29 protein-coding genes and 2 pseudogenes are annotated in these 24,105 nt (G+C 57.9%); 4 read left to right on the top strand and 27 right to left on the bottom strand.

Features of this window, described 5'->3' with window-relative positions; all coding sequences use genetic code 11:
• Positions 1 to 29: 29 nt before the first annotated feature.
• The 7 genes from rplR to rplN all read right to left on the bottom strand — a co-directional run bounded on the left by rplR (position 30) and on the right by rplN (position 4,301).
• Positions 30 to 428: a 50S ribosomal protein L18 gene (gene rplR, locus HMPREF2849_RS06850; protein WP_005510009.1), complete on the bottom strand. Its 399-nt coding sequence runs from the start codon at positions 426 to 428 to the stop codon at positions 30 to 32.
• Complete coding sequence (gene rplF, locus HMPREF2849_RS06845; RefSeq protein WP_005509895.1) at positions 428 to 964, bottom strand: 50S ribosomal protein L6; 537 nt, start codon at positions 962 to 964, stop codon at positions 428 to 430. Before rplF ends, rplR begins: the two co-directional genes overlap by 1 nt.
• A 15-nt stretch (positions 965 to 979) precedes the next feature.
• Complete coding sequence (gene rpsH, locus HMPREF2849_RS06840; RefSeq protein WP_005509822.1) at positions 980 to 1,378, bottom strand: 30S ribosomal protein S8; 399 nt, start codon at positions 1,376 to 1,378, stop codon at positions 980 to 982.
• A gap of 403 nt (positions 1,379 to 1,781) precedes the next feature.
• The gene (locus tag HMPREF2849_RS06835) at positions 1,782 to 2,678 is read right to left on the bottom strand and encodes a GDSL-type esterase/lipase family protein (RefSeq protein WP_070862797.1); all 897 of its coding nucleotides are present in this window, start codon (positions 2,676 to 2,678) and stop codon (positions 1,782 to 1,784) included.
• 382 nt (positions 2,679 to 3,060) lie between these two features.
• Positions 3,061 to 3,615 carry a 50S ribosomal protein L5 gene (gene rplE / locus HMPREF2849_RS06830; protein WP_005509901.1) on the bottom strand — a complete coding sequence of 185 codons (555 nt, stop codon included), beginning with the start codon at positions 3,613 to 3,615 and terminating at the stop codon, positions 3,061 to 3,063.
• Between the two features lie 2 nt (positions 3,616 to 3,617).
• Positions 3,618 to 3,932 (bottom strand): 50S ribosomal protein L24, encoded by a 315-nt coding sequence (gene rplX, locus HMPREF2849_RS06825; protein ID WP_005509963.1) that lies wholly within the window; start codon positions 3,930 to 3,932, stop codon positions 3,618 to 3,620.
• On the bottom strand, positions 3,933 to 4,301 hold the full coding sequence (rplN, locus tag HMPREF2849_RS06820; protein WP_016422069.1) for a 50S ribosomal protein L14: 369 nt from the start codon (positions 4,299 to 4,301) through the stop codon (positions 3,933 to 3,935).
• 281 nt (positions 4,302 to 4,582) lie between these two features.
• Between rplN and HMPREF2849_RS06815 the strand changes: the two genes are divergently transcribed.
• The gene (locus HMPREF2849_RS06815) at positions 4,583 to 5,824 is read left to right on the top strand and encodes a multidrug effflux MFS transporter (protein WP_070862795.1); all 1,242 of its coding nucleotides are present in this window, start codon (positions 4,583 to 4,585) and stop codon (positions 5,822 to 5,824) included.
• A 130-nt stretch (positions 5,825 to 5,954) separates the two neighbouring features.
• On the top strand, positions 5,955 to 6,671 hold the full coding sequence (locus HMPREF2849_RS06810; protein ID WP_070546910.1) for a VIT1/CCC1 transporter family protein: 717 nt from the start codon (positions 5,955 to 5,957) through the stop codon (positions 6,669 to 6,671).
• A 44-nt stretch (positions 6,672 to 6,715) separates the two neighbouring features.
• On the opposite strand, the gene HMPREF2849_RS06805 is transcribed toward HMPREF2849_RS06810, so the two are convergent.
• From HMPREF2849_RS06805 to HMPREF2849_RS11005, 3 genes and pseudogenes are all read right to left on the bottom strand, one after another.
• Positions 6,716 to 7,498, bottom strand: coding sequence for a formate/nitrite transporter family protein (locus HMPREF2849_RS06805; RefSeq protein ID WP_042388404.1), 783 nt, complete (start codon positions 7,496 to 7,498; stop codon positions 6,716 to 6,718).
• Between the two features lie 221 nt (positions 7,499 to 7,719).
• A pseudogene (locus HMPREF2849_RS11010) lies at positions 7,720 to 8,262 on the bottom strand (PTS transporter subunit EIIC); the annotation flags it as partial.
• Positions 8,246 to 8,656: pseudogene (locus HMPREF2849_RS11005) on the bottom strand (glycoside hydrolase family 32 protein); the annotation flags it as partial. The pseudogenes HMPREF2849_RS11010 and HMPREF2849_RS11005, both read right to left, overlap by 17 nt.
• On the opposite strand from HMPREF2849_RS11005, the gene HMPREF2849_RS06785 reads away from it, so the two are divergent.
• The gene (locus HMPREF2849_RS06785; RefSeq protein WP_070546905.1) at positions 8,655 to 9,551 is read left to right on the top strand and encodes a carbohydrate kinase family protein; all 897 of its coding nucleotides are present in this window, start codon (positions 8,655 to 8,657) and stop codon (positions 9,549 to 9,551) included. The pseudogene HMPREF2849_RS11005 and the gene HMPREF2849_RS06785 overlap by 2 nt on opposite strands.
• Before the next feature lie 20 nt (positions 9,552 to 9,571).
• Here HMPREF2849_RS06785 and HMPREF2849_RS06780 read toward each other — a convergent pair whose 3' ends face one another.
• From HMPREF2849_RS06780 to rpsL, 17 genes are all read right to left on the bottom strand, one after another.
• A complete protein-coding gene (locus HMPREF2849_RS06780; RefSeq protein ID WP_016422062.1) occupies positions 9,572 to 10,231 on the bottom strand; it encodes a class I SAM-dependent methyltransferase in 660 nt (219 codons plus the stop codon).
• A gap of 53 nt (positions 10,232 to 10,284) precedes the next feature.
• Positions 10,285 to 11,634 carry a magnesium transporter gene (mgtE, locus tag HMPREF2849_RS06775; protein WP_016422061.1) on the bottom strand — a complete coding sequence of 450 codons (1,350 nt, stop codon included), beginning with the start codon at positions 11,632 to 11,634 and terminating at the stop codon, positions 10,285 to 10,287.
• A 201-nt stretch (positions 11,635 to 11,835) separates the two neighbouring features.
• A complete protein-coding gene (rpsQ, locus tag HMPREF2849_RS06770) occupies positions 11,836 to 12,114 on the bottom strand; it encodes a 30S ribosomal protein S17 (RefSeq protein ID WP_042388398.1) in 279 nt (92 codons plus the stop codon).
• Positions 12,111 to 12,347: a 50S ribosomal protein L29 gene (gene rpmC, locus HMPREF2849_RS06765; protein ID WP_005509851.1), complete on the bottom strand. Its 237-nt coding sequence runs from the start codon at positions 12,345 to 12,347 to the stop codon at positions 12,111 to 12,113. Before rpmC ends, rpsQ begins: the two co-directional genes overlap by 4 nt.
• Complete coding sequence (gene rplP / locus HMPREF2849_RS06760; RefSeq protein ID WP_070438081.1) at positions 12,347 to 12,763, bottom strand: 50S ribosomal protein L16; 417 nt, start codon at positions 12,761 to 12,763, stop codon at positions 12,347 to 12,349. The genes rpmC and rplP overlap by 1 nt, the downstream gene beginning before the upstream one ends.
• 3 nt (positions 12,764 to 12,766) lie before the next feature.
• Positions 12,767 to 13,507 (bottom strand): 30S ribosomal protein S3, encoded by a 741-nt coding sequence (gene rpsC / locus HMPREF2849_RS06755; RefSeq protein ID WP_016422058.1) that lies wholly within the window; start codon positions 13,505 to 13,507, stop codon positions 12,767 to 12,769.
• Complete coding sequence (rplV, locus tag HMPREF2849_RS06750; protein WP_005509775.1) at positions 13,507 to 13,869, bottom strand: 50S ribosomal protein L22; 363 nt, start codon at positions 13,867 to 13,869, stop codon at positions 13,507 to 13,509. Before rplV ends, rpsC begins: the two co-directional genes overlap by 1 nt.
• Before the next feature lie 3 nt (positions 13,870 to 13,872).
• A complete protein-coding gene (rpsS, locus tag HMPREF2849_RS06745; protein ID WP_005509882.1) occupies positions 13,873 to 14,151 on the bottom strand; it encodes a 30S ribosomal protein S19 in 279 nt (92 codons plus the stop codon).
• Between the two features lie 14 nt (positions 14,152 to 14,165).
• On the bottom strand, positions 14,166 to 15,008 hold the full coding sequence (rplB, locus tag HMPREF2849_RS06740) for a 50S ribosomal protein L2 (RefSeq protein ID WP_016422056.1): 843 nt from the start codon (positions 15,006 to 15,008) through the stop codon (positions 14,166 to 14,168).
• Positions 15,009 to 15,045: 37 nt separating this feature from the next.
• Entirely contained in the window at positions 15,046 to 15,351 is a 306-nt protein-coding gene (rplW, locus tag HMPREF2849_RS06735; protein WP_005509869.1) for a 50S ribosomal protein L23, read from the bottom strand.
• A complete protein-coding gene (rplD, locus tag HMPREF2849_RS06730; RefSeq protein ID WP_016422055.1) occupies positions 15,351 to 15,998 on the bottom strand; it encodes a 50S ribosomal protein L4 in 648 nt (215 codons plus the stop codon). The genes rplW and rplD overlap by 1 nt, the downstream gene beginning before the upstream one ends.
• On the bottom strand, positions 15,995 to 16,651 hold the full coding sequence (rplC, locus tag HMPREF2849_RS06725; protein WP_005509762.1) for a 50S ribosomal protein L3: 657 nt from the start codon (positions 16,649 to 16,651) through the stop codon (positions 15,995 to 15,997). Before rplC ends, rplD begins: the two co-directional genes overlap by 4 nt.
• A 31-nt stretch (positions 16,652 to 16,682) precedes the next feature.
• Positions 16,683 to 16,988 carry a 30S ribosomal protein S10 gene (gene rpsJ, locus HMPREF2849_RS06720; protein ID WP_003938093.1) on the bottom strand — a complete coding sequence of 102 codons (306 nt, stop codon included), beginning with the start codon at positions 16,986 to 16,988 and terminating at the stop codon, positions 16,683 to 16,685.
• Between the two features lie 671 nt (positions 16,989 to 17,659).
• Positions 17,660 to 18,850, bottom strand: coding sequence for an elongation factor Tu (gene tuf / locus HMPREF2849_RS06715; protein WP_016422054.1), 1,191 nt, complete (start codon positions 18,848 to 18,850; stop codon positions 17,660 to 17,662).
• A gap of 502 nt (positions 18,851 to 19,352) precedes the next feature.
• Entirely contained in the window at positions 19,353 to 21,485 is a 2,133-nt protein-coding gene (gene fusA, locus HMPREF2849_RS06710) for an elongation factor G (RefSeq protein ID WP_016422053.1), read from the bottom strand.
• Between the two features lie 299 nt (positions 21,486 to 21,784).
• A complete protein-coding gene (gene rpsG, locus HMPREF2849_RS06705) occupies positions 21,785 to 22,255 on the bottom strand; it encodes a 30S ribosomal protein S7 (protein WP_016422052.1) in 471 nt (156 codons plus the stop codon).
• Between the two features lie 3 nt (positions 22,256 to 22,258).
• Positions 22,259 to 22,630: a 30S ribosomal protein S12 gene (gene rpsL, locus HMPREF2849_RS06700; RefSeq protein WP_005509887.1), complete on the bottom strand. Its 372-nt coding sequence runs from the start codon at positions 22,628 to 22,630 to the stop codon at positions 22,259 to 22,261.
• Between the two features lie 542 nt (positions 22,631 to 23,172).
• Here rpsL and HMPREF2849_RS06695 point away from each other — a divergent pair.
• Entirely contained in the window at positions 23,173 to 23,820 is a 648-nt protein-coding gene (locus tag HMPREF2849_RS06695) for an SDR family oxidoreductase (protein WP_016422051.1), read from the top strand.
• Positions 23,821 to 24,105: the final 285 nt, after the last annotated feature.

The raw sequence follows: 24,105 nt of genomic DNA, 5'->3' as shown, positions 1-24,105 counted from the left end.
ATTCCTTCCGTTGGACTTGTAAGTGCGCATTAGAACTTCAGACCACCTTCACGGGCAGCCTCGGCCAGAGCAGCAACGCGGCCGTGGTACTGGTAGCCACCGCGGTCGAAAACGACCTTCTCGATGCCAGCATCCTTAGCGCGAGCAGCAATCAACTCGCCGACCTTGGCGCTCTTGGCCTTCTTGTCGCCCTCGAAGCCACGGAGATCTGCGTCCAGAGTGGAAGCAGCTGCCAGGGTACGACCGATAGAATCGTCGATAACCTGAGCGGTGATGTGGCGGGAAGAGCGGTGCACGACGAGGCGCGGTGCCTCGGAGGTGCCGCGGACGTTCTTGCGCAAGCGTGCGTGACGGCGGGCGCGGGCGACACGACGACGAGTCGAGATGTCCTTGCCTACCGGGAGGCGCTTTTCGTTGGTGTTGCTCATTACTTACCCGTCTTTCCGATCTTGCGACGGATCTGCTCGCCATCGTAACGAATGCCCTTGCCCTTGTAAGGATCATCCTTACGCAGACGACGGATGTTAGCTGCGAGCTGTCCGACCTGCTGCTTATCAATACCTGTGATCGACAGCTTGGTGGTGCCGTCGACATCGAAGGTGATACCTTCCGGTGCTTCGATCAGGACTGGGTGCGAGTAGCCCAGGGAGAACTCGAGGTCCTTGCCCTTCTTGGCGACACGGTAACCGACACCGAAGATTTCCATCTTGATGGTGTAGCCCTCGGTCACACCGACAACCATATTGTTAATCAGCGAACGGGACAGACCGTGCAGGGAGCGGCTCTTGCGGTGGTCATCCGGGCGGTTGACCACAATCTCATTGTCCTTCAGCTCAACGGTAATTGGAGCCGGGATAGAGACAGACAGCTCGCCCTTCGGGCCCTTGACGGAAACGTCCTGGCCGTTGACCTGTGCAGTAACATTTGCCGGGACAACGACAGGGTTCTTACCAATACGAGACATTGTGTAGTTCCCCCTTTACCAGACGTAAGCGAGGACTTCCCCGCCAACCTTCTTCTCGTAAGCCTGACGGTCAGTCAGCAGGCCCTGAGACGTGGAGATGATAGCCACGCCCAGGCCACCGAGGACCTTCGGCAGGTTAGTGGACTTTGCGTAAACACGCAGACCCGGCTTGGAGACGCGACGCACGCCAGCGATTGAACGCTCGCGGGACGGGCCGTACTTCAGGTTCAGGGTCAGGGTCTTGCCGACCTTGGCATCCTCGACTGCGTAGTCCGCAATGTAACCCTCAGACTTGAGGATCTCGGCGATGTTAGCCTTCAGCTTGGACGACGGCATCGAGACAGAGTCGTGGTACGCGTTGTTAGCGTTGCGCACGCGCGACAGCATGTCGGCGATTGGGTCAGTCATGGTCATGGTTAGTGACCGCTTCCTTTCTCGCTGCGGTTCCTTCCCACCTCGTGGCTAACTCCAATGACCGCACAAACAGCAACTGTCACACGGCAAAAGCTTAAGATGGAGCGACTACCAATATCGTGATTCCGGCGATTTAAGGGCTACTGTTCGCCAACTCGGTTCAATAGCCGAGTCAGCTCGCCACCCAGGTGACGCCAGAGACGATGCGAGGCGAGGGGCCTACAGCAAAGTTCTTACATTTTTACTGCCGCACCTCTTGCAGAGGGCAGACCTGGTGATACTAACAAATACCGACCGAAATGCAAAAACGCCGCAGACGGACATTAGTCCGCTCGCGGCGTGAGGCCCCACCAATTATCAGTGGAACTCAATTCCTAGCCGACATGGTGCCGGCTGGAGAAAATTAGTAGAGCTGGTCGGCGATGATGTTACCCATAGCCTTTTCGCCAGCCACCGTCGGGTGATTGGTCATCGGGCCCATCACCGGATCTGCGAAACCGGCGACGAAGCGCTCATCCGGGTTCGGGTTGCAGGTACCGTGGCCGAGGGTTGCCTCGTAGACGTCAATGAAGCCGGCACCTACGTGCTGAGATGCGGAGCGAATGCTGTCACGGAATGCACCCTGAACCTCGCTGGCACCCGGTGCCGGGATCGGGAAGGTCTGGTTCGGGGTGTTCACCAGGCACAGCTGGTCATCAGTGGCGTACTCAGGGTACGAAGCCAGGACGACCTGAGCGCCCGGAGCAACCTGGTGGACGCGGTCAGTGAACTGACGCAGCGTCTGCTTAAACAGCGACGGAGCCTTGGGGTCCGGCTTTGCGACAAGCTCGCCTGCCACGTCAACCCACTGGACCCAGTCCATGCCGCCGTACATCAGGACAACCTTCTCAGTGCCCTCTCCGATGTCGCCGTACTGGATGGAAGCTTCCAGGTATGCGAGGAGCTGACCCGGGAAGCCGCCAAGACCGTTACAGGACCAGTCACCCAGGGACTTGTTCAGCTTCGTAGCTGCGATCTTCGGCCAGTTTTCCATGTCGGTAGCGCAGTTGGCGACCAGTACGTTCTGCCCCGGCGCCAGGCCACGCGGGCCACCCTTACCGGCATTAGCGGTGAAGGAGTCACCGAAGGTGACGATCTGCTTGACGCCCTTCGGGCCGGTGTCGCCGATACCCGGAATCGGAATGTTCGGCATTTCCGGCAGTGCCGGCTGTGCGTTGGCAGCACCTGCACCCAAGCTCAGACCCAGAGCCGCAACAGTTGCAATAGCAGCCGAGCGGACGGCCACGGAGAAGTTCTTCATGTAGTTAATCCCTTTGCGTTTTAACTTAAGAACCGCTCTGTGTAGAACCACTGGCTCAATCACACAGAAGCTGAAGTCACTTAAGTCTTGCCCAAATTGATAACGACCACAATGCATTTTGGCGGCCGTCACTATGACGAATGGCAGTTTACAACGAAATCATCACAAACGCCTAACTTTCAACTGAGAAACCTTGTGGCTTTACTAATTTCCAACCCCCAAAAAGGGTCAACTTTCCCACCAGCAACACTGGTAACTTTTACGCAGGCCCCGCACAGCGACCTCACTCCCCCACGAACATAAGCAGTTAACAGAGCAGCAAAAAGCCCCGGAGGCCAAGCGGCATCCGGGGCTTCAGGCAAAAGCTACCGAAGAGGCAAAACTACTTCTTGAACGGGAAGCCCAGCTCGCGCAGCAGCGCGCGGCCTTCCTCGTTGTTGGTAGCGGTGGTCACGACGGTGATGTCCATACCGCGCGGGCGGTCGATCTTGTCAACGTCGATCTCGTAGAACATGGTCTGCTCAGACAGGCCGAAGGTGTAGTTACCGTGACCATCGAACTGCTGATCAGACAGACCGCGGAAGTCGCGGATTCGCGGCAGAGCCACGGTCAGCAGACGATCCAGGAACTCCCACATACGGTCGCCACGCAGGGTGACGCGAGCGCCGATGGCATCGCCTTCACGGAGCTTGAAGTTAGCGATCGACTTGCGAGCACGACGGGTCTCCGGCTTCTGACCGGTAATCAGAGTCAGGTCGTTGATAGCACCGTTGATCTGCTTCTTGTCCTGAGCAGCAGCGCCGACGCCCATGTTGACGACGACCTTGGTGACGCCCGGAATCTGCATGACGTTCTCGTAGGAGAACTCTTCCTGCATCTTGCCGCGAATCTCATCGCGGTAACGGGCCTTCAGACGAGGGGTGTAATTTTCGCTCATGCTTAGATGTCCTTCCCGGTACGGCGGGAGATGCGAACCTTCTTGCCGTCCTCATCGAAGCGGTAACCGACGCGAGTCGGGGTACCATCTTCGTCGACCAGCATGACGTTCGACACGTGAATCGGAGCTTCCTGAGTGACAATGCCACCCGAGGAAGCGCCGCGCTCCGCAGCGGAGTTTGCAACGTGCTTCTTGATACGGTTAACGCCCTCGACCAGGACCTTGTCGCGCTTCGGGTAGGCCTCGATGACCTTGCCCTGAGCACCCTTGTCCGGACCGGAGATAACCAGCACGGTATCGCCCTTACGGATCTTCACTTAAATCACCTCCGGTGCGAGCGAGACAATCTTCATGAACTTCTTGTCACGCAGCTCACGCGCGACCGGGCCGAAAATACGGGTGCCCTTCGGCTCACCGTCAGCCTTGATGATGACAGCTGCATTCTCGTCGAACGAAATGTAGGAGCCGTCCGGACGACGGGTCTCCTTCTTCGCACGGACGATGACTGCCTTAACAATTTCGCCTGCCTTGACGTTGCCGCCCGGAGTAGCTTCCTTGACAGTTGCGACAATGGTGTCGCCAATGCCAGCGAAGCGTCGGGTCGAGCCACCGAGAACGCGGATGCACAGAATTTCACGTGCACCAGTGTTGTCGGCAACGCGCAGACGGGATTCCTGCTGAATCACTGCGTTTCTCCTGACCTGGTTGCATTGTGCGTCAGATTTCCGTCCTAAACGCACGCGGTCTTTATGTCTTGCGTTTACGCTTTACGACGAAAGCACCTGCTAGAGGTAGCTTTCCTATCGCTTTGACCTCGTGCTTACTACGGTTCTAGACCGTTGAGAGCAGCACGCAGTCGCTTCGCGCAACCTGTGTATTATGGCACGTTCGTGCGGGACAACAAAATCCCTTAGTTTCATGCCCCCAACATGGTTTATGCCTTCTGCGGCAACCCTATACTGAAACAGTGACAAATCAACATTCCGAGAGTGCTCGGACACAGCCAGCACAGACGCTGCCGGTATCGCTACTTGCCGGGTTGGCCTTGTTATCCGCCGCCGCCCCGTTCGGCGCAGATACATATCTGGCATCCTTCGTGGAGATTGCACGCGAGTTCTCCATGACCGAGTCGATGGTTCAGCTCACGCTGACAACCTTCATGATTGGCATGGCTGCTGGACAACTCGTCATTGGCGCCCTTTCCGATAGTTTGGGCCGCAAGAAGCTGCTTCTCATTGCGACTTTGGTGTTCTTGGGATCGTCAATTCTCTGTGCAGTAGCACCGAATATTGGCACGCTTATTGCAATGCGCTTGTTCCAGGGGTTAGCTGGTGGCTCCACGGTTGTTCTGGCTCGTTCTGTAGTCCCAGACCTCTTGACGGGCAAGGCATCAGCGAAAGCTTTCTCTACCCTCATGGGTATTTCCTCCATCGCCCCGGCAATCGCTCCCCTTGTGGGCGGTTTTCTAGGCCCCGCATTCGGCTGGCGCAGCGTGTTCTGGTTTCTCGCAGCCATCAACGTCGCCATGGTCGCGATTGTGGTTCTGATGGTTCCGGAAACTCTGCCGCTTGAGCGACGCTCCACAGGTGCTCTGCGCAATCTCCTACCCAATATTGGCCGGCTGCTGCGGCGGCCAGTATTTGTCGGCTACTTGTTGGCTTTCGCTGGTGGCTTCTCGGTGATGTTTTCGTACATCGCTGCGTCACCCTTTATCTTCCAGGAGCTGCTGGGGCTCACCCCTACTCAGTTTTCTCTCGTATTCGCATCCAATGCAGCGATGTTGACATTTGTGTCAATCCTCAACGGCAAGATGATCAACCGGCTTCATCCCCGCAAGGGCATTTTAATTGCCCTTACGGTCATGCTCGTGGCGTCGATAGGCCTGATTATTAATGCCATCGTCGGGATTACTTTCTTCACTACTTGGCTGTTGCTGTTCATTACGGTACCGATGATGCCGCTGATCTTCGCCAATGCCACGGCACTCGGAATTGAGGAGGTTCGAGATATCGGAATTGGCTCAGGTTCCGGTCTGATGGGCTTCACACAGTTCCTCGCGGCCGCCACGGTTTCCCCGCTGGTGGGGCTTGGTTCCAATCTGCCCCTCTCGATGGCTATTTCGATGTTGACCTGTGCATTGATTGCGCTGACCGCGGTGTTGACATTGACGCGCGCCGGCCTCCACAAACGCTCACACCGACTGACATAAGAGCTACGAGCGAGAGGACTCCCCTCGTTTCACTTCACTGGTTGAGAATGTGTCCGAATCGGCATTAAATCGATGGTGAGGCCTCGTACCACCCGTAGGCATGGGGCTGACATGGGAGAAAGGTCCTGCCATGACCACGCACACACATCCTCATGAACCACATAAGGCATCTGAGACGGCGAAACTCAACTGGCTTCGCGCCGGAGTCCTCGGAGCCAACGACGGTATCGTCTCCACTGCTCTAATCTTGCTCAGCGTGATTGCAGCAGGTTCCTCTCGCGAAGCCATTCTGACTGCTGGCGCCGCGGCCGTTATCGCTGGGGCTATCTCGATGGCCCTGGGTGAATACGTCTCGGTTTCAACCCAGCGCGATACTGAGCGGGCACTGATTGCCAAAGAAAAGGCCGAGCTTAAGAACTTTCCAGATGAAGAGCATAAAGAGCTCGTGGGCATTCTCTCTGGCTACGGCATCCCAGAACATATCGCCGAAGATGCTGCCCACGGCATCGCACAGAGCGATCCGCTGGCGGCTCACCTAAAGCTGGAATTGGGCATTGACGGTGAGGAACTTACCAACCCCTGGGCCGCTGCCGGTTCTTCGGCACTGTCGTTCCTACTCGGCGCCATCCTGCCGATGATTGCGGCACTGGTTTTCACCGGCCCCACTTCTGGCGCAATCGCAGTGACTGTTGTCACCATGGTGACTCTGGCTCTAACCGGCTACATCAGCGCCAAGCTCAGCTCCACGCACTCCGGCAAGGCTGCTCTGCGCCTGGTAATTGGTGGTGCGCTCGGTTTGATTGTGTCCTACTTCGTCGGTCTGCTCTTCGGGCAGGCTGTCGGATAGACCGTCAGATAGGTGCCCGGTTAGGGCGCGGCGAAGCTCAAAACCTAGTCAACATAGCTGGTCTTCGTCTGGTTCAACCAGGCGTAGACCGCGCCGATCCCAAGGCCACCACCTACGAAGTTACCTAGCCACACGGCCACCCAGTTAACAGTAATGTGCAGACCATCGAAGCCTGTAGGATGCGGATCAGCGAAAAAGGCCAAGGAAAACAACGAGAAGTTCGCAATCACGTGCTCGAGTCCGAGCCCGACGAACACTGCAATGATCGGCAGAATCACAGCGAACTTCGAAATGATTTCTTTGGCTTGTAGCGCACCTAAGACAGCCATGTTGACCACGAAATTCGCACCCATCGCCTCAACGAAGGCACCGAAGAACGGCTTGGCCAGCTTCCCCTCAGTCAAGGTGGAAATCAGATGTGTGTCATCAATCCCACCGAGCTTGGCGCTCTGGCTGAGCACCAGCGCCACAATCGCCGCACCGATGAAGTTGTAGAACGTAGCGACGGCCACCATTCGAAAGGCAACTCCCCACGCCATGCGCCCGCGTGCGGCGGACCAGGACACAAACATCATGCTGCCGGTCGCAAGCTCTGCACCGAGCACCACAATGGCGAACAGCCCAAGCCCGAATAGGCACGCAAAGACCAGTCCCCCAGTCCCCGGCGCGACGCCCTCTGCCACTTGACCAGCGACCGCAGCGAAGGCCGTTCCGAGCGTCAGGTACATACCCGCCAGGACCGCTCGCACGGCAAATCGTCCGTAGTCCTGCGTCAACAGTTCCTGTTTCTTGTCGCCAGCCGTATCCAGCGTTTCGTATAGCGTCACCGCCGAAGCCTTTCCCTGCGTGCCGTTAATTGCAGTTATTCGCATAAAAGAATATCGACAGGCTGACGCGGAATCGCAACCGCTTTACGACGGTCACAGCGCCCTACCCCCCTTAGGCGCTGCAACCAGGAACTGCGATTCACCGTCGAAGAGAGGCAGATTTACTTCTTCTCTGCGGTAACAGCAGGTTTCGCAGCAGTTTCTGACTTCGGCTCGTCCTTCATGGTTGAGGCAATGGCCGAGGCACCCATGCCGATGTAAAACGGCCAGCGCAAACGTAGGTTCACACCGAAGATGGCCGGCTCGGTAATACCGAATAGCGCCGACATACCGGAGGCGCCTGCCAACCCCTTGAGCTTCTCGCTCTTGGCCAGGAAGTACACCGCCAGTGCGGCACCACCTTGAGCGATATTGGCCATCGATGCCGTCGCGAAAATGAACGAGCCTCCCTAATCCCACAGCATGTACTCGATTGGAGGGAAGGACTGGTGCAGACCAGTGATGACAATTGGCGAGTAGACCAAGCCGAACAAGAAGCCACCCACAGGTCCCGCGAATTCGTACAGATTTGCAAGACCAATACCCAGCCATTCACCTGCAGTGCGCAGTACTGGACCAATGGCGGCAAAGGTGATGAAACCAGTGATGAGCAACGTCAACAGTGGTGTCAGCATGAAGTCGACAGTGCCCTTGAGACGCTTATGGAAGAACTTCTCAATCGTTGCGAGAATCCATGAGATAACCAGAATCGGCAAGATGAATCCCACCCTCTGGGCCGGAGGGAGCAAGCGCACGGACCCGATTCTGCGACGGAATGCGGCGCCCGTCTACCTTCAGGTTGCCGGTATAGAAGAGCCACACATCATCGCCATCGACGACTGCGCCGCCCGAATAACAACCATGCTTGTCATAGGGCATGTCCGGATACAGCGCATCGGGGTGATGACGCCACCGCTCGGCTGTCGTGAGCGACGCGGACGCATGCCCCCACCCAGTTCTCTTCGGCGCATGTGGAAAGCATGGATCATGCTGGTAGAACACATGCAGTGTCTCGCCGTCCACGAAAAGGCCATTCGGGTCATTCAGTCGGCCCTGTGGCGGTGACAGATGGTAATTCGGCGATAGGTCATCCCCCCCCCCCGATATTATTGAAGTCATGGCTATTTGTGTTTGCGGCGAAGGTCTGGTTGACCTCGTTCCGGTATCTCCTGGCAGCCTCAATAACCACGTGCCAGCGCTAGGCGGGGGTCCCTACAACGTCGCGGTCACGGCCTCTCGCCTCGGTGCGGATGTTATTTTCCAGTCCCGCCTGTCTACGGATGGATTCGGAAATGAGCTGGTCAAGCACTTGGAAACCGAAGGGGTCGACACCACTTACGTTCAGCGTGGCCCAGAGCCGACCATTCTGGCGGTAACCACCATCCACGACGATCGCTCTGCAACATACACCTTTTACACCGACGGCACGGCCACCCCACTTGTGGAGCCGAAGCTCATCGATGCGAATATCGCATGTTTTGGCACGCTGTCGCTGGCGCTGGAACCGGGTGCCAGCCGATACGCGGAATTGCTCAAGCAGTTCGCAGCCAACGACACCCTAGTCGCTTTGGACCCGAACATTCGCCCCATGTACGCAACGGATGCACACCGCGAATTCCTCATGGGCTTGCTCCCCTACGTCAATTTGTTGAAGCTCTCGGATGAGGAAGTCGAGTTCCTTGGCGAAGAGGAGCTGACTAAAGTTCCGGCCGCCGTCATCACCCGAGGTGGCGATGGGCTCACTTTGCTTGCCGACGGAAACCGCATCGATGTCCCAGCCGTCAACGCGAATGTCGTTGACACCATCGGTGCTGGGGACACAATTATGGGCGCACTTTTAGCGCAAATTGAGGAACGAGGCCTGACGGCCGCTGACCTGACTTCGGTATCAACGGACCAGTGGCGCGAGATTCTGCACTATGCGGCCGCCGCGGCTGCCATCACTGTGTCCCGCAAGGGAGCGCAGCCGCCGGCCAAGCTTGAGGTTGAAGAATTGCTGGCTAAGGATTCCTAGTCAGCGCTACTTAGTCCGCTCTATTTAGCTCGCTCAAGCACTGCAACCAGGAACTGAGACTCACCGTCAAAGGGACGAAGATCCCACGTGGAATAACGCTGAATCACGGTGAGCCCAGCCTCCTGCGCAGTCGTTTCAAAATCCGCAAAGTCCCAGCCACGGCCAGCACCGAAGCCGATAATGGCACGACCGTTCTCCGGATTCAGCACCTCCGCGAAGCCCTGCAGTACTTTCGCGCGGTCTTCTGGCGCTACGAAAGTCAGCACATTGCCGGGGCAAATGATGACGTCGAAGGCGGATGCCGTGTCATCGTGGGGTGTGTTCTCCAGCCCGTCGTCAAGCACATGCGGCAATTGCGCCAAGTCCCCTACCAACCACGTCGCATCCGGGAACTGTCGCTTTGCCTCGTCGATGAGATAGGGGTCGACATCGACACCGACGACTCGATGACTAGCCTTCGCCAGGTAACCGCCGACGCGCCCCTGCCCACAGCCGGCATCCAGGATTCGAGCGTGGCGTGGCGCCATTGCATCCACCAACCGCGCCTCGCCGTCAATATCGCGGCCCTCGCGCACGAATCCCCGCCAGCGGTTGGCGTAGCGGCGGGAATGCTGCGGATCGGCGGCGATAATTTCTTTCCAAGTGCGGTGATTGTGGGTGCCATTGCTCATGGCCACCATTATGGCGCAGTTGGTCTCTTTTCTATACCGCCGACGTCCCCTGCGCGACGGGACTAGATTCCCAATACTGACTTAGCGATCAGGAAGTAGATGATCAGACCGGAGGCGTCGACAAGCGTCGTAATGAACGGGTTAGCGAAGACTGCTGGGTCAATGCCAAACTTCTTACCAATCAGCGGCATAATGCCACCGACGGTTGCCGCGAGAGTACAAATACCCAGCAGCGTCAGGCCAATCACTAGGCCAATGTCCCAGCCGTAAACCAAGCCAGCCAATAGCAGGCCGAGAGTACCAAGCAATAAACCGAGGAAGGCACCGACTCTCACCTCGCGGAGAATGACTTTGAATATATCGCGGGGTTGGACATCCCCCAGCGCCAACGCACGCGTAATCGTGGTTGCTGCCTGGTTACCGGTATTGCCACCTGTACCGATCAGCAGCGGCACGAATACCGAGAGAACCACCATCTGAGAAAGAGTCTCTTCGAAAGTTTCCAGGACTTGCACGGTCAATGTCGCACCGATAGCAAGCACGAGCAGCCACACCACACGAGAGCGAACAATCTCGAAAATGGGCGTCGCGAGATAGGGCAAGCGCAGAGGCTCAGAACCGGAAATACGAGCTTGGTCCTCGGAGTCTGCCTCTTCCAGAATCCGGAGGGCGTCGTCCACCGTGAGCAGACCGATAACACGCCGCTCGCTGTCGACAATCGGCAGAGCTAGGCGCTTACGATCAGCGCACATGCGGGCTACCTTCTCTTCGAGTTCGGTAGCTTCTGCGTAATCAGCCTTCCGCAAGATAGCCGCAACATGGATATCACTGCTGGCGCGCATCAGTTCACGAAGGCTAACCACGCCCACCAGCCGACGGTTCCGGTTCGACACCGGCAGCGTGTAGATGGATTCGGCATCATCCAGATGCTTGTAGACGGTCTCCAGAGCCTCCCCCACCGTCATATCGTCGTGAAGCGACACCAGCTCCGGGCTCATCCGACGCCCAATGGAACCGTCGGGGTAGCCGAGGACGATGTTGGTTAGCTCTCGCTCATCATCCGGCAGATCGGCAAGCAGTTTTGCAGCGACAGACGCAGGAAGCTCGTCGAGCAGCTCTGCTCGATCGTCCGGTTCCATCTCCGCGAAAACTGCGGTGACTTCAGGATCACGGAGGCTGTCAATCAGGTGCGCCTGCAGAGCCGAGTTCAGCTCATCGAAGGTTTCAACCGCCGTGTCTTTCGGCAGTGTGCGGTAGAACAGCGCACGTTCCCCATGGCTGAGGCGGCGCATCTTTCGAGCGGCAGCCTTGGGTTCAATATCAGTTAAGAGCCGCGACAGCGTAGCCACGTCATGTGAGCGAAGCGCGGACTCAAGATCTCGATCATCAATCCTGGTCACGTCAGTAGTCACCGAACTTCTCCCCTCACAAAGCACAAATCCTGGCCAATGCTATCAGAGATAAAAACCCATCAAACCTGGACTGAGCGGACTAGAAATACAAAGGAACATGGCTTTCTAAAAAAACAAAACCCCGCCACAGAAAACACTTTCGTGTTTCCCGCGACGGGGTTCTCGTCGTAAAGCCCGAGCTGATTGCTCAGCTGACGGGTCTTACTTAGCCTTCTCGATGATCTCGATCAGGCGGTAGTGCTTGTCCTTGGAGAGCGGACGGCACTCTTCGATGCGGACGCGGTCGCCCACGCCAGCCTCTTCGTTCTCGTCGTGCGCCTTGACCTTAGAGTTCGTGCGCATGATCTTGCCGTACAGGGCGTGCTGCTTGCGGTCCTCGAGCTCGACGACGATGGTCTTCTGCATCTTGTCGGACACGACGTAACCGGTGCGCACCTTGCGTGCGCCAGCCTCGGTGGTGTTCATGTTTTCCTCACTCATGCTGCATCACCATCGGTTGGTGCAGCAGACAGGCCGAGCTCGCGCTCACGCATAACGGTGTAAATGCGAGCAATATCCTTGCGGACAGTGCGGAGACGGCGGTTGTTGGTCAGCTGACCGGTAGCGCTCTGGAAACGGAGGTTGAACAGCTCCTCCTTAGACTCCTTGAGCTTGGCAACCAGGTCATCGTTATCCAGCGAGCGAAGCTCGTGGGCGGGAATGCCGTTCGACATCAGTACTGATCCTCCTTCCGAACGATTCGGGTCTTAATCGGCAGCTTAGCGCCTGCGCGCTTCAGTGCCTCGACAGCAGTTGCCTCGTCCGGGTAGGACATCTCGAACATGATGCGACCCGGCTTGACGTTTGCAATCCACTTCTCGACCGGGCCCTTACCGGAACCCATACGAACACCCAGTGGCTTCTGGGTCAGCGGACGGTCCGGGAAAATCTGGATCCAGACCTTACCACCACGCTTGACGTGGCGGTTGATGGCAATACGCGCTGCCTCAATCTGACGGTTGGTGATGTAGGCCGGCTCGAGAGCCTGGAGACCGTAGTCACCGAAAGTCACCTTGTTGCCGCCCTTGGACATACCAGAACGGGTCGGGCGGTGCTGGCGACGGAACTTAACGCGCTTCGGGATGAGCATGAATTAGCCCTCCTTCTTCTCAGATGCACGCTGACGACGCTTGCCACCACGACGCGGACGGTCGTTGCCGCGACGCTGGCGGTCGTTGCCGGCGTTGATCTCGGACTCGCGACGGCCACCGATCACGTCACCCTTGTAGATCCACACCTTGACGCCAATGCGGCCGAAGGTGGTGTGAGCCTCGTGGGTGCCGTAGTCGATCTCCGCACGCAGGGTGTGCAGCGGAACGCGACCCTCGTGGTAGCGCTCGGTGCGGCCCATCTCGGCACCGCCGAGACGACCGGAGCAGACAACCTTGATGCCCTTGACGTGCGGCTGACGCATTGCAGACTGGATAGCCTTGCGCATTGCACGACGGAAAGCGACACGGTTGGCGAGCTGCTCAGCGATGGACTGAGCGACCAGCTTCGCATCCGCGTCAATGTTCTTGACCTCGAGGATGTTCAGCTGAACCTGCTTGCCGGTGAGCTTCTCGAGCTGGCCGCGGATGCGGTCAGCCTCGGAGCCACGACGACCGATAACAATGCCCGGGCGTGCCGTGTGGATGTCCACACGCACGCGGTCACGGGTGCGCTCGATAACGACATCGGAGATGCCGGCGCGCTCAAGACCGGTGGACAGCAGATCGCGGATCTTGATGTCCTCGGCCAGGTAGTCAGCGTACTGCTTGTCGGCGTACCAGCGGGACTTCCAGTCGCTGGAAATACCGAGGCGAAGACCGTGTGGATGGATCTTCTGTCCCACTATCGGTCACCTTCCTTCTGGCTCTCGACGACCACGGTGATGTGGCTGGTGCGCTTGCGGACGTGGAAAGCACGGCCCTGCGCACGCGGGCGGAAGCGCTTCATGGTCGGTCCCTCGTTGGCGTAAGCCTCGGAGATGACCAGAGTACGACGGTCCAGGCCGAAGTTGTTCTCAGCGTTTGCAGCTGCAGACGCAACAACCTTGGCGACCGGATCAGCAGCACCCTGCGGAGCGTACTCCAGGATGTTCAGTGCCTCGTCGACGGACTTACCGCGAACGGTGTCCAGGACGCGACGTGCCTTCATCGGAGTAACGCGGACGAAGCGCGCAGTTGCGCGTGCAGAAGTAATGTCGTTGCTCATGGCTTATCGACGTCCCTTCTTGTCATCCTTGACGTGACCCTTGAAGGTCTTGGTCGGGGCGAATTCGCCCAGCTTGTGGCCGACCATAGAGTCATCCACGAACACCGGCACGTGCTTGCGACCGTCGTGAACGGCGAAGGTGTGGCCGATGAAATCGGGGAGAATCGTGGAGCGGCGAGACCAGGTCTTAATGACCTGCTTGGTGCCCTTCTCGTTCTGTGCATCGACCTTCGCGAGGAGGTGCTCATCGACGAACGGGCCCTTCTTAAGGCTGCGTGGCATTCTCAGTTCCCTCCTTAGCGCTTCTTATTCTTGTTGGTACGACGGCGACGAACGATCAGCTGGTCGCTCGGACGGTTCGGCTTACGGGTGCGGCCTTCCTTCTGGCCCCACGGGGAAACCGGGTGGCGACCACCGGAGGTCTTACCCTCACCACCACCGTGCGGGTGGTCGACCGGGTTCATGACAACACCGCGGACAGTCGGGCGCCAGCCCTTCCAGCGCATACGGCCGGCCTTGCCCCAACGGATGTTGATCTGATCCTGGTTTCCGACCTCACCGACGGTTGCACGGCAACGTGCGTCGACGCGACGGATCTCAGAGGACGGCATACGCAGAACTGCGTACTTGCCTTCCTTACCGAGAAGCTGAATAGAAGCACCAGCAGAACGTGCCAGCTGTGCACCAGCGCCTGGCTTGAGCTCCACGCAGTGAATAGTGGAACCGGTCGGGATGTTGCGCAGCGGCAGGTTGTTACCAACCTTGATGTCGGCATTAGCGCCGGACTCAACGATGGCACCCTGCTTCAGGTTCTTCGGAGCGATGATGTAGCGCTTCTCACCGTCTGCATAGTGCAGCAGTGCGATGTTGGCGGTACGGTTCGGGTCGTACTCGATGTGAGCGACCTTTGCCGGAATGCCGTCCTTGTCATTACGACGGAAGTCGATGACACGGTACTGGCGCTTGTGTCCGCCACCCTTGTGGCGAGTGGTGATGTGACCGTGAACGTTACGGCCACCAGTCTTCGACAGCGGGCGCAGCAGAGACTTCTCAGGAGTCGAGCGAGTAATCTCGCTGAACTCGGAGACGGAGCTCTGGCGGCGACCCGGCGTAGTCGGCTTGTACTTACGAATAGCCATACTTTTGCTCTTCCTTAACTTCCTCGTCGGCTAGCGGCTAAGCTGCCGAACCGCCGAAGATGTCGATGGGATCGCTGCCGGCCGCGAGAGTCACGTAGGCGCGCTTGGTGTTCTTGCGCTTGCCGTAGCCGGTGCGGGAACGCTTGCGCTTGCCCTCACGGTTGAGGGTGTTGACGGAAGCGACCTTGGCACCGAAAATCTCCTGGACCGCGATCTTGATCTGGGTCTTGTTAGCGTCGGTGTGGACCAGGAACGTGTAAACGCCCTGCTCCATGAGTCCGTAGGACTTCTCAGACACTACCGGTGCAACAATGATGTCGCGGGGATCTGCGATGGTAGCCATTACTTCTCCTCCTTACCGGCGGTGCGAGTGATGAAGTCATTGAGTGCCTGAACGGCGAAGATGACGTCATCGGCCTTCAGAACATCGTAGGTGTTCAGCTGATCCTCAGACAGGATGTGGACACCTGGCAGGTTACGAACCGACTTCCACGAGTTGACGTCCTCGCGCGGCAGAACGACGAGCACGTTGCGGCGCTCAGTCAGACGCTCGACAAAAGTACGAGCTGCCTTGGTGGACGGGGTCTGGCCTGGGACCAGTTCCTCGACAACGTGGATGCGGTCGTGGCGAGCACGGTCAGAGAGTGCGCCGCGCAGAGCAGCTGCAATCATCTTCTTCGGGGTGCGCTGGCTGTAATCGCGAGGCACCGGGCCGTGGACAACGCCACCGCCGGTCCAGTGCGGAGCACGGATCGAACCCTGACGAGCGCGACCGGTACCCTTCTGGCGCCACGGCTTGCGGCCACCGCCGCGAACCTCACCGCGGGTCTTGACCTTGTGGGTGCCCTGGCGAGCTGCTGCACGCTGCGCGACAACAACCTGGTGCATCAGGGCGATGGACACCTCCGCGTCGAACACGGAAGCAGGAAGCTCAACCGAACCGTTCACGCCGCCTTCAGCGGTGTGTACGTCTAGCTTGAGGTTGGTCATGCGTGAGCACCACCCTTCGTGGCAGTCTTAACAACCAGCAGGCCGCCGCGTGCACCCGGAACTGCGCCCTTGATGAGCAGCAGGTTCGCGTCAGCGTCAACCTTCTGGATCTTCAGGTTCTGGGTCGTGACCCGGTCGTTACCCATGCGGCCTGCCATGCGCTTGCCCTTGAAGACGCGTCCTGGCGTGGCGCAAGCGCCAATGCCACCAACACGACGGTGAGCAGCCTGGTTACCGTGAGCGGCACCCTGGCCAGCAAAGCCGTGGCGCTTCATACCACCGGCGAAGCCGTGGCCCTTAGAGGTACCAGTGACGTCGACGTACTCAATTTCGCCGAAAATGTCGACACCAACGGACTGGCCGACCTCGTAAGAGGAAGCGTCCGGGGTGCGAATCTCAACGCTGTGGCGACGCGGGGTCACACCGGCCTTCTTGAAGTGGCCGGCCTCCGGCTTGTTGACCTTACGCGGGTCAATTTCGCCGTATGCAATCTGGACGGCGTCGTAGCCGTCGGTTTCCTTAGTGCGCACCTGAGTCACTACGCACGGCCCAGCCTCAACGACGGTAACCGGAACAACGCGGTTCTCCTCGTCGAAGATCTGAGTCATACCGAGCTTCGTGCCCAGGATGCCCTTGATCTCGTTTTCACTCATTTATCTTGTCTCCGCTACCAAAAGTCCAGGATCACTGAATGTTCACATCGACACTTGCCGGAAGGTCAATGCGCATAAGTGCATCGACGGTCTTCGGCGTTGGATCGAGAATGTCGATCAGACGCTTGTGAGTGCGCATCTCGAAGTGCTCGCGCGAGTCCTTGTACTTGTGCGGCGAACGGATAACGCAGTAAACGTTCTTTTCGGTTGGCAACGGCACCGGGCCAACGACGCGTGCACCCGTACGGGTAACGGTCTCCACGATCTTTCGCGCAGAAGCGTCGATAGCCTCGTGGTCGTAGGCCTTGAGCCTGATGCGGATCTTCTGTCCGGCCACGCTTGTCCTCTCCTCGGTCGGCGCGCCCCAATTAAAGGGGCGTCGACCCTGTCAATGTTTCTCGACGCCGTCAGCAACTATGGCCAGCGCCAGAAATTAAAACTGGGTTGTGCATTACTTCAAAGCGATTTCGTCTTCGATCGTCATGGCAAATTAACTTATGGCCATGACCCGAGCGGACGAATAACGCCTTGCACTCAAATCCCAGTGGAAAACAAGTCCCCCTCGTGGGGCTCTTCATTTGCCTACTGCCGCTGTTAATTTGCCATGCCACCTCCGACCCCCGCGGTCGGGCGTGTCGCCCGTTTTTCTCCGTGAGGCACGATCGGGAAGAAACTTCCCTACGTGGTCATGCTCGCCTTACCATAGGCGCTATGTCCAATTTCGTACTGGTTCCCAGCTGGGCCTGATACAACAATTGGCGCGAACGCCTTTGTTAAAGCAACCTCCGTATTAAAGCACGTCCGGGCTACGAATGTAAAATCACGATTCCAAAGTGCAACGTACATCACACCCATTACGGCACAGTCGGCTTGACGACGGCTATTGCGTCGCCCCCACCCCGTCTAGTGTCGGGTATGTACAGATACAAAAAATCCCGACTTCCGCTTACGCGGAGTCGGGATTCTTCTAAGACTTAAGTTAAAGCACTTCCCCTATGGGGAGAAACCTTACTTAACGATCTTGGTAACGCGGCCAGCGCCGACGGTGCGGCCACCCTCGCGGATAGCGAAGCGCAGGCCCTCGTCCATTGCGACCGGCTGGATCAGCTTGACAGACATGTCAACGTTGTCGCCCGGCATGACCATCTCGACACCTTCCGGCAGGGAAACGACGCCGGTGACGTCGGTGGTGCGGAAGTAGAACTGCGGACGGTAGTTGTCGAAGAACGGGGTGTGACGGCCGCCCTCATCCTTAGACAGGATGTAGACGGAACCCTCGAACTCGGTGTGCGGGGTGTAAGCGCCCGGCTTAGCAACGATCTGACCGCGCTCGATGTCCTCACGCTTGGTACCGCGGAGCAGCAGACCACAGTTGTCGCCAGCCTCAGCGGAATCCAGCAGCTTGCGGAACATCTCGATACCGGTAACGGTGGTCTTCTGGGACTTCTCCTTGATGCCCAGAATCTCGACCTCGTCGTTAACGTTCAGAACGCCGCGCTCAACACGACCGGTAGCAACGGTGCCGCGACCGGTAATGGTGAAGATGTCCTCAATCGGCATCAGGAACGGCTTGTCGGTCTCGCGAACCGGATCCGGGATGTTCTCGTCGCAAGCTTCCATCAGCTCGACGATGGAGTTGACCCACTTCTCTTCGCCCTCAAGAGCCTTCAGAGCGGAGATGTGGACGATCGGAGCTTCCTCGTCGTAGTCCTGCTCAGCCAGCAGCTCGCGGACCTCCATCTCGACGAGCTCGATGATCTCTTCGTCGTCGACCATGTCGCACTTGTTCAGCGCAACGAGGATGTACGGAACGCCAACCTGGCGAGCCAGCAGAACGTGCTCGCGAGTCTGCGGCATCGGGCCGTCAGTAGCAGCGACAACCAGGATTGCGCCGTCCATCTGAGCAGCACCGGTAATCATGTTCTTGATGTAGTCGGCGTGGCCCGGGGCATCGACGTGAGCGTAGTGGCGCTTCTCCGTCTGGTACTCAACGTGGGAAACGTTGATGGTAATGCCACGTTCCTTCTCTTCCGGTGCCTTATCGATGGCATCGTAAGCGAACGACTCGTTCAGGTCCGGGAACTTGTCAGCCAGAACCTTGGTGATAGCGGCGGTAGTGGTGGTCTTACCGTGGTCAACGTGACCAATGGTACCGATGTTGACGTGCGGCTTCGTACGCTCGAACTTCGCCTTTGCCACTTTTAGTCCTCCTGGAGGTCTAGGTGGCCACGACTCTCGCAGCCACAATTTTGTGGTCACTCAATCCGCCTTCACAAGCATCAGAAGCCTTGAAGCTGTTCGCTTCCGACTTCGGAACGTGCGCGCGCAAAAGAGCACTATTCTTTCACTGTGCCAGTTACTCGATACTAGGGCAGGATACTGGAGTTTTCCAAACCAGACCAACCCCCTAGTTAAGGGTGGGTAACGGCCAGCAACTCACATCGTCATTTACCTGCATAAATGCTAGATATTTGAGCTGCGATCTAAAATCGGCCAACGATATGAATTGCGAGCAGCTACCCCCTAGAGCTTGCCTGTGCTAACACACGCCAACAGTCTGACGATGTCTCAGCACAGTCAAAGCTAGAGGGAATCTACTAAAGCTGCAGACCCTCGCACTGCGTTCTCTAAAAGAGTGACAGTGCAGTGCGTGCAGGGATGGGGTCAACTCTGATTGAGTGCCCCACCCTACCGGCGTGATTTAAGCGCCGGTACGAGCTGCAATGATCTCCTCGGCCACGGAGGACGGAACCTCAGCGTAGGAGTCGAAGATCATGGTGTAGTTAGCGCGACCCTGGGTCTTGGAACGCAGGTCACCAACGTAGCCGAACATCTCGGACAGCGGAACCAGAGCCTTGACAGCCTTGACGCCGGTGCGGTCTTCCATGGAGTTGACCTGGCCACGACGGGAGTTGATGTCACCGATGACCTCACCCATGTACTCTTCCGGAGTAATGACCTCAACGGCCATCATCGGCTCGAGCAGGACCGGCTTAGCCTTCTGAACAGCTTCCTTCAGAGCCTGCTGACCAGCGATCTTGAAGGCCATTTCGGAGGAGTCAACCTCGTGGTAAGCACCGTCGAGCAGGGTTGCCTTGATGTTCACCAGCGGGTAGCCGGCGAGGGTACCGTACTGCATTGCATCCTGGATACCAGCGTCGACAGACGGGATGTACTCCTTCGGAACGCGGCCACCGGTGACCTCGTTTGCGAAGAGGTAAGTTGTGGACTCGCCTTCTTCCACCTCTTCAGCGGACGGGGAGTACGGCTCCAGAGCAATGATGACGCGGGCGAACTGACCCGAACCACCGGTCTGCTTCTTGTGGGTGTACTCGAACTTCTCGACCGGCTTGCGGATGGTCTCGCGGTAAGCAACCTGCGGGTTACCGATGTTTGCTTCGACCTTGAACTCGCGCTTCATGCGGTCAACCAGGACGTCGAGGTGGAGCTCGCCCATACCGCCGATAACGGTCTGGCCGGTTTCCTCATCCAGGTGAACGGTGAAGGTCGGGTCCTCTTCAGCCAGACGCTGAATAGCGGTACCCAGCTTCTCCTGGTCAGCCTTGGACTTTGGCTCAATAGCAACGGAGATAACCGGATCCGGGAAGGACATGGACTCCAGAACGATCGGAGCATCCTGTGCACACAGGGTGTCACCGGTGGTGGTGTCCTTCAGACCAATGAAGGCGTAGATGTTACCTGCCACTGCCTCGTCAACAGGGTTCTCCTTGTTGGCGTGCATCTGGAACAGCTTACCGACGCGCTCCTTCTTGTCCTTGGTGGAGTTCAGGACCTGCTGGCCAGGCTCCACACGACCGGAGTAAACGCGGACGAAGGTCAGCTTGCCGAAGAACGGGTGAGCAGCAATCTTGAATGCGAGAGCGGAGAACGGCTCATCCTTAGACGGCTTACGGACCATATCGACGTCCTCGTCGCCCATCTGGTGGCCGTGAACCTCACCGATGTCCAGCGGATTCGGCAGGAAGTCAATGACAGCGTCGAGCAGCGGCTCAACACCCTTGTTCTTGTACGCGGTACCACAGTAGACCGGGTAGACCTCAGAGTTGATAACCATCTTGCGGATGGCGCCCTTGATCTCGTCCATGGTCAGCTCTTCGCCACCGAAGTACTTCTCCATGAGCTCCTCGTCGGACTCAGCGACGGTCTCAATGAGCTTCTCACGGTACTCGTTAGCCTTGTCGACCATGTCCGCCGGAATCTCCTCGACCTGCGCAGGAGTACCGATCTCAACCTTGCCCGGCCACATGAGGGCCTTCATCTCCAGCAGGTCAACAACGCCGTCGAAGTCATCCTCAGCGCCAATCGGCAGCTGCATAACCAACGGCTTAGCACCGAGGCGGTCAACGATGGTGCCAACGGTGTAGTAGAAGTCAGCGCCCAGCTTGTCCATCTTGTTGACGAAGCAAATACGCGGGACATCGTACTTCTGAGCCTGACGCCAAACCTGCTCAGACTGCGGCTCGACACCTTCCTTACCGTCGAAGACTGCGACGGCACCGTCGAGCACACGCAGGGAACGCTCAACCTCAACGGTGAAGTCGACGTGGCCCGGGGTATCGATGATGTTGATCTGGTTGTCGTTCCAGAAACAGGTCACAGCAGCGGAGGTAATGGTGATACCGCGCTCCTTCTCCTGCTCCATCCAGTCGGTGGTAGCGCCACCATCGTGAGTCTCGCCGACCTTGCGGTTAATACCCGTGTAGTACAGGATGCGCTCAGTCGTAGTCGTCTTACCAGCATCGATGTGCGCCATGATGCCGATGTTGCGGACCTTGTGGAGGTCCTTCTTAACGGGAAGTGCACCTTCAGCCACTTGATTCCCCACTCGTTTCAAATCGGTTTGGCGGTGAGACTCAATTACGGGATTGCAATTGGCCGTCAAATCCGCCGTCGGTCGGGTTTGCTTTATCTATAATGCCACCGTCTTGGCGCGAAGTCGCGCCGTGACGTACACCTATTGCGTAAATTCTACGCAAGACATCGGGTGTAAGCGCCGGGCTGGCCCCTATTGAGTGACCCTTAAAGATCTGTGGACCGCGACCGACGCGCGCCGTTGACATACCGGCAGCTGCTCTACGACGGTGACCACTCGCGGCCTCCGTCGATAAGCGATTACCAGCGGTAGTGAGCGAATGCGCGGTTTGCTTCCGCCATCTTGTGAGTGTCCTCACGACGCTTGACGGATGCACCCAGGCCGTTGGATGCATCGAGAATCTCGTTAGCGAGACGCTCGGTCATGGTGTTCTCACGGCGCTGACGGGAGAACATCAGCAGCCAGCGCAGTGCCAGCGTGGTGCCACGGCCCGGACGAACCTCGACCGGGACCTGGTAGGTGGCGCCACCAACACGGCGGGAACGAACCTCAAGAGCCGGCTTGACGTTCTCGATTGCGCGCTTCAGAGTCAGCACCGGATCAGTACCGGTCTTCTCTTCGCACAGCTCAAGTGCACCGTAGACGATGCGCTCTGCAGTCGACTTCTTACCGTCGATCAGAACCTTGTTGACCAGCTGCGACACCAGAGGGGAGCCGTAGACCGGGTCGTTGACGACAGGACGCTTCTGTACTGGGCCCTTACGTGGCATGGCTTACTTCTCCTTCTTTGCGCCGTAGCGGGAACGAGCCTGCTTGCGGTCCTTGACACCCTGGGTGTCGAGGGAACCACGGACGATCTTGTAGCGGACACCCGGGAGGTCCTTAACACGACCACCGCGAACGAGCACCATGGAGTGCTCCTGCAGGTTGTGGCCCTCACCCGGAATGTAAGCCGAAACCTCGATACCAGAGGTCAGACGAACACGAGCGACCTTACGAAGAGCCGAGTTCGGCTTCTTCGGGGTGGTGGTGTAAACACGGGTGCAAACGCCGCGGCGCTGAGGGGAACCCTTCAGAGCTGCGGTTGCAACCTTAGCCTTCTTGTCATGGCGGCCCTTGCGGACCAGCTGCTGAATAGTGGGCATGAAGCCTCTTTCTGTTTTCAATCCTCGCTGGACATTCTCACGACCGATGCCAACCGCAGCGGAGTAACCACCTTCCGTGTGAATGCATCACAAGAAAAGTTATTACTCATCCAGTGGTGAGCCCATCGGTTGAACGCAAGAAATGGAGGGATTTTGAACGTGCGAAACCCAGTCAGCCGCTCTCGCTGGCCTACTGGGTAATGTCTCAAGTTCCCAATTCTTTTCTGGGATCGTTGTATAACAGTACGCGAGCTGCGGGTTTAGTCCAAACACCCTGGTAATGGCCTATAAATTTCAAGCACTTTGAGCGCTTGTGGGCTTGGTGATCAAATTTTTGGGTGTTCAGCACGGCGCGCCTCGCCCCAAAAGACGCAGACGTTACTATGCCGGTTTGAATTGATAACTCGGCCAATTCTGCCGTCCGTTCGGTTTGCCCATAGTACTGTCCTGCATCAGCGCTGGAGAAACTTAATCGCCATGTTCACCACAGGCGAATGCCTTCTTCATTGCCAGCAGTGTACTGGCAGCGTATAGGTGGGGACATGTCTAAAAAGGTTATTGTCATTGGCGGCCACGGCAAGGTGGCCCAAATCTCTACTCCCCTACTTATCGACGATGGCTACGAGGTCACGTCTGTTATACGCAACCCCGACCAGGTTCCGGATATCGAGGCTCTCGGCGCCACACCAGCCGTTTACGACATCGCCAGTCTCTCGACCGAACAGTTTGCGGACCTTCTCAGCGCGCACGACGCTGTGATTTGGTCCGCCGGCGCTGGTGGAGGTTCACCAGAACGGACGTACGCGATCGACCGCGACGCAGCTATTACTTCGATTGCCGCAGCCGAGCAGGCTGGCGTTAAGCGCTACGTGATGGTCTCTTACTTTGGTGCGGGCCACGACCATGGCGTTCCAGAGGATCACAGCTTCTTTGCCTATGCCGAGTCCAAGGCTGCAGCCGACGAAGCGCTGCGCGCTTCAAACCTGGAATGGACCATTCTCGGCCCGAGTGCGCTCACGCTCAACGAGGGCCAGGATTCCATCGACACCACGGCGGACAAGGCAGGCGAGGTCGCTCGCGCGACCGTTGCCAATGTCATCGCGCAGGCCGTGTTCAACGAGGCTACCGTTGGTCGCATGATTAACTTCAACGAGGGCAACACCCCGATTGCAGAGGCTCTCAAGATGTAGAGGAGGGAGGTCGGGACGGAACCCCTAGGCCCTTCCTCCCCTGCCCCTTGCCTCTGTTCCTATCGCCTTTCTTCAGTCTCCAGCCGAGTTTTCCAGTTGGGTTGCCTCGACAAAGAAAAATCCTCCGGCACGACCGTGACGAACTAGCAACCCGCTAGTAAGCCACAACTGTGCCGGAGGATTTTTCCGGTTGCCACCTAACAGTTAGCGCACGAAGCCCCAACTGTCAGGCGAGGTGCTTTGCCAGACAGTGACCGAGGGAATTCTCCCGCTCCCCCCAGCCGC

The organism is Corynebacterium sp. HMSC073B01, from assembly GCF_001838255.1.
Classification (GTDB): domain Bacteria; phylum Actinomycetota; class Actinomycetes; order Mycobacteriales; family Mycobacteriaceae; genus Corynebacterium; species Corynebacterium jeikeium_D.
Note: the sequence above shows the minus strand (reverse complement) of the source record. Positions and strands in the feature narration are given on the sequence as shown.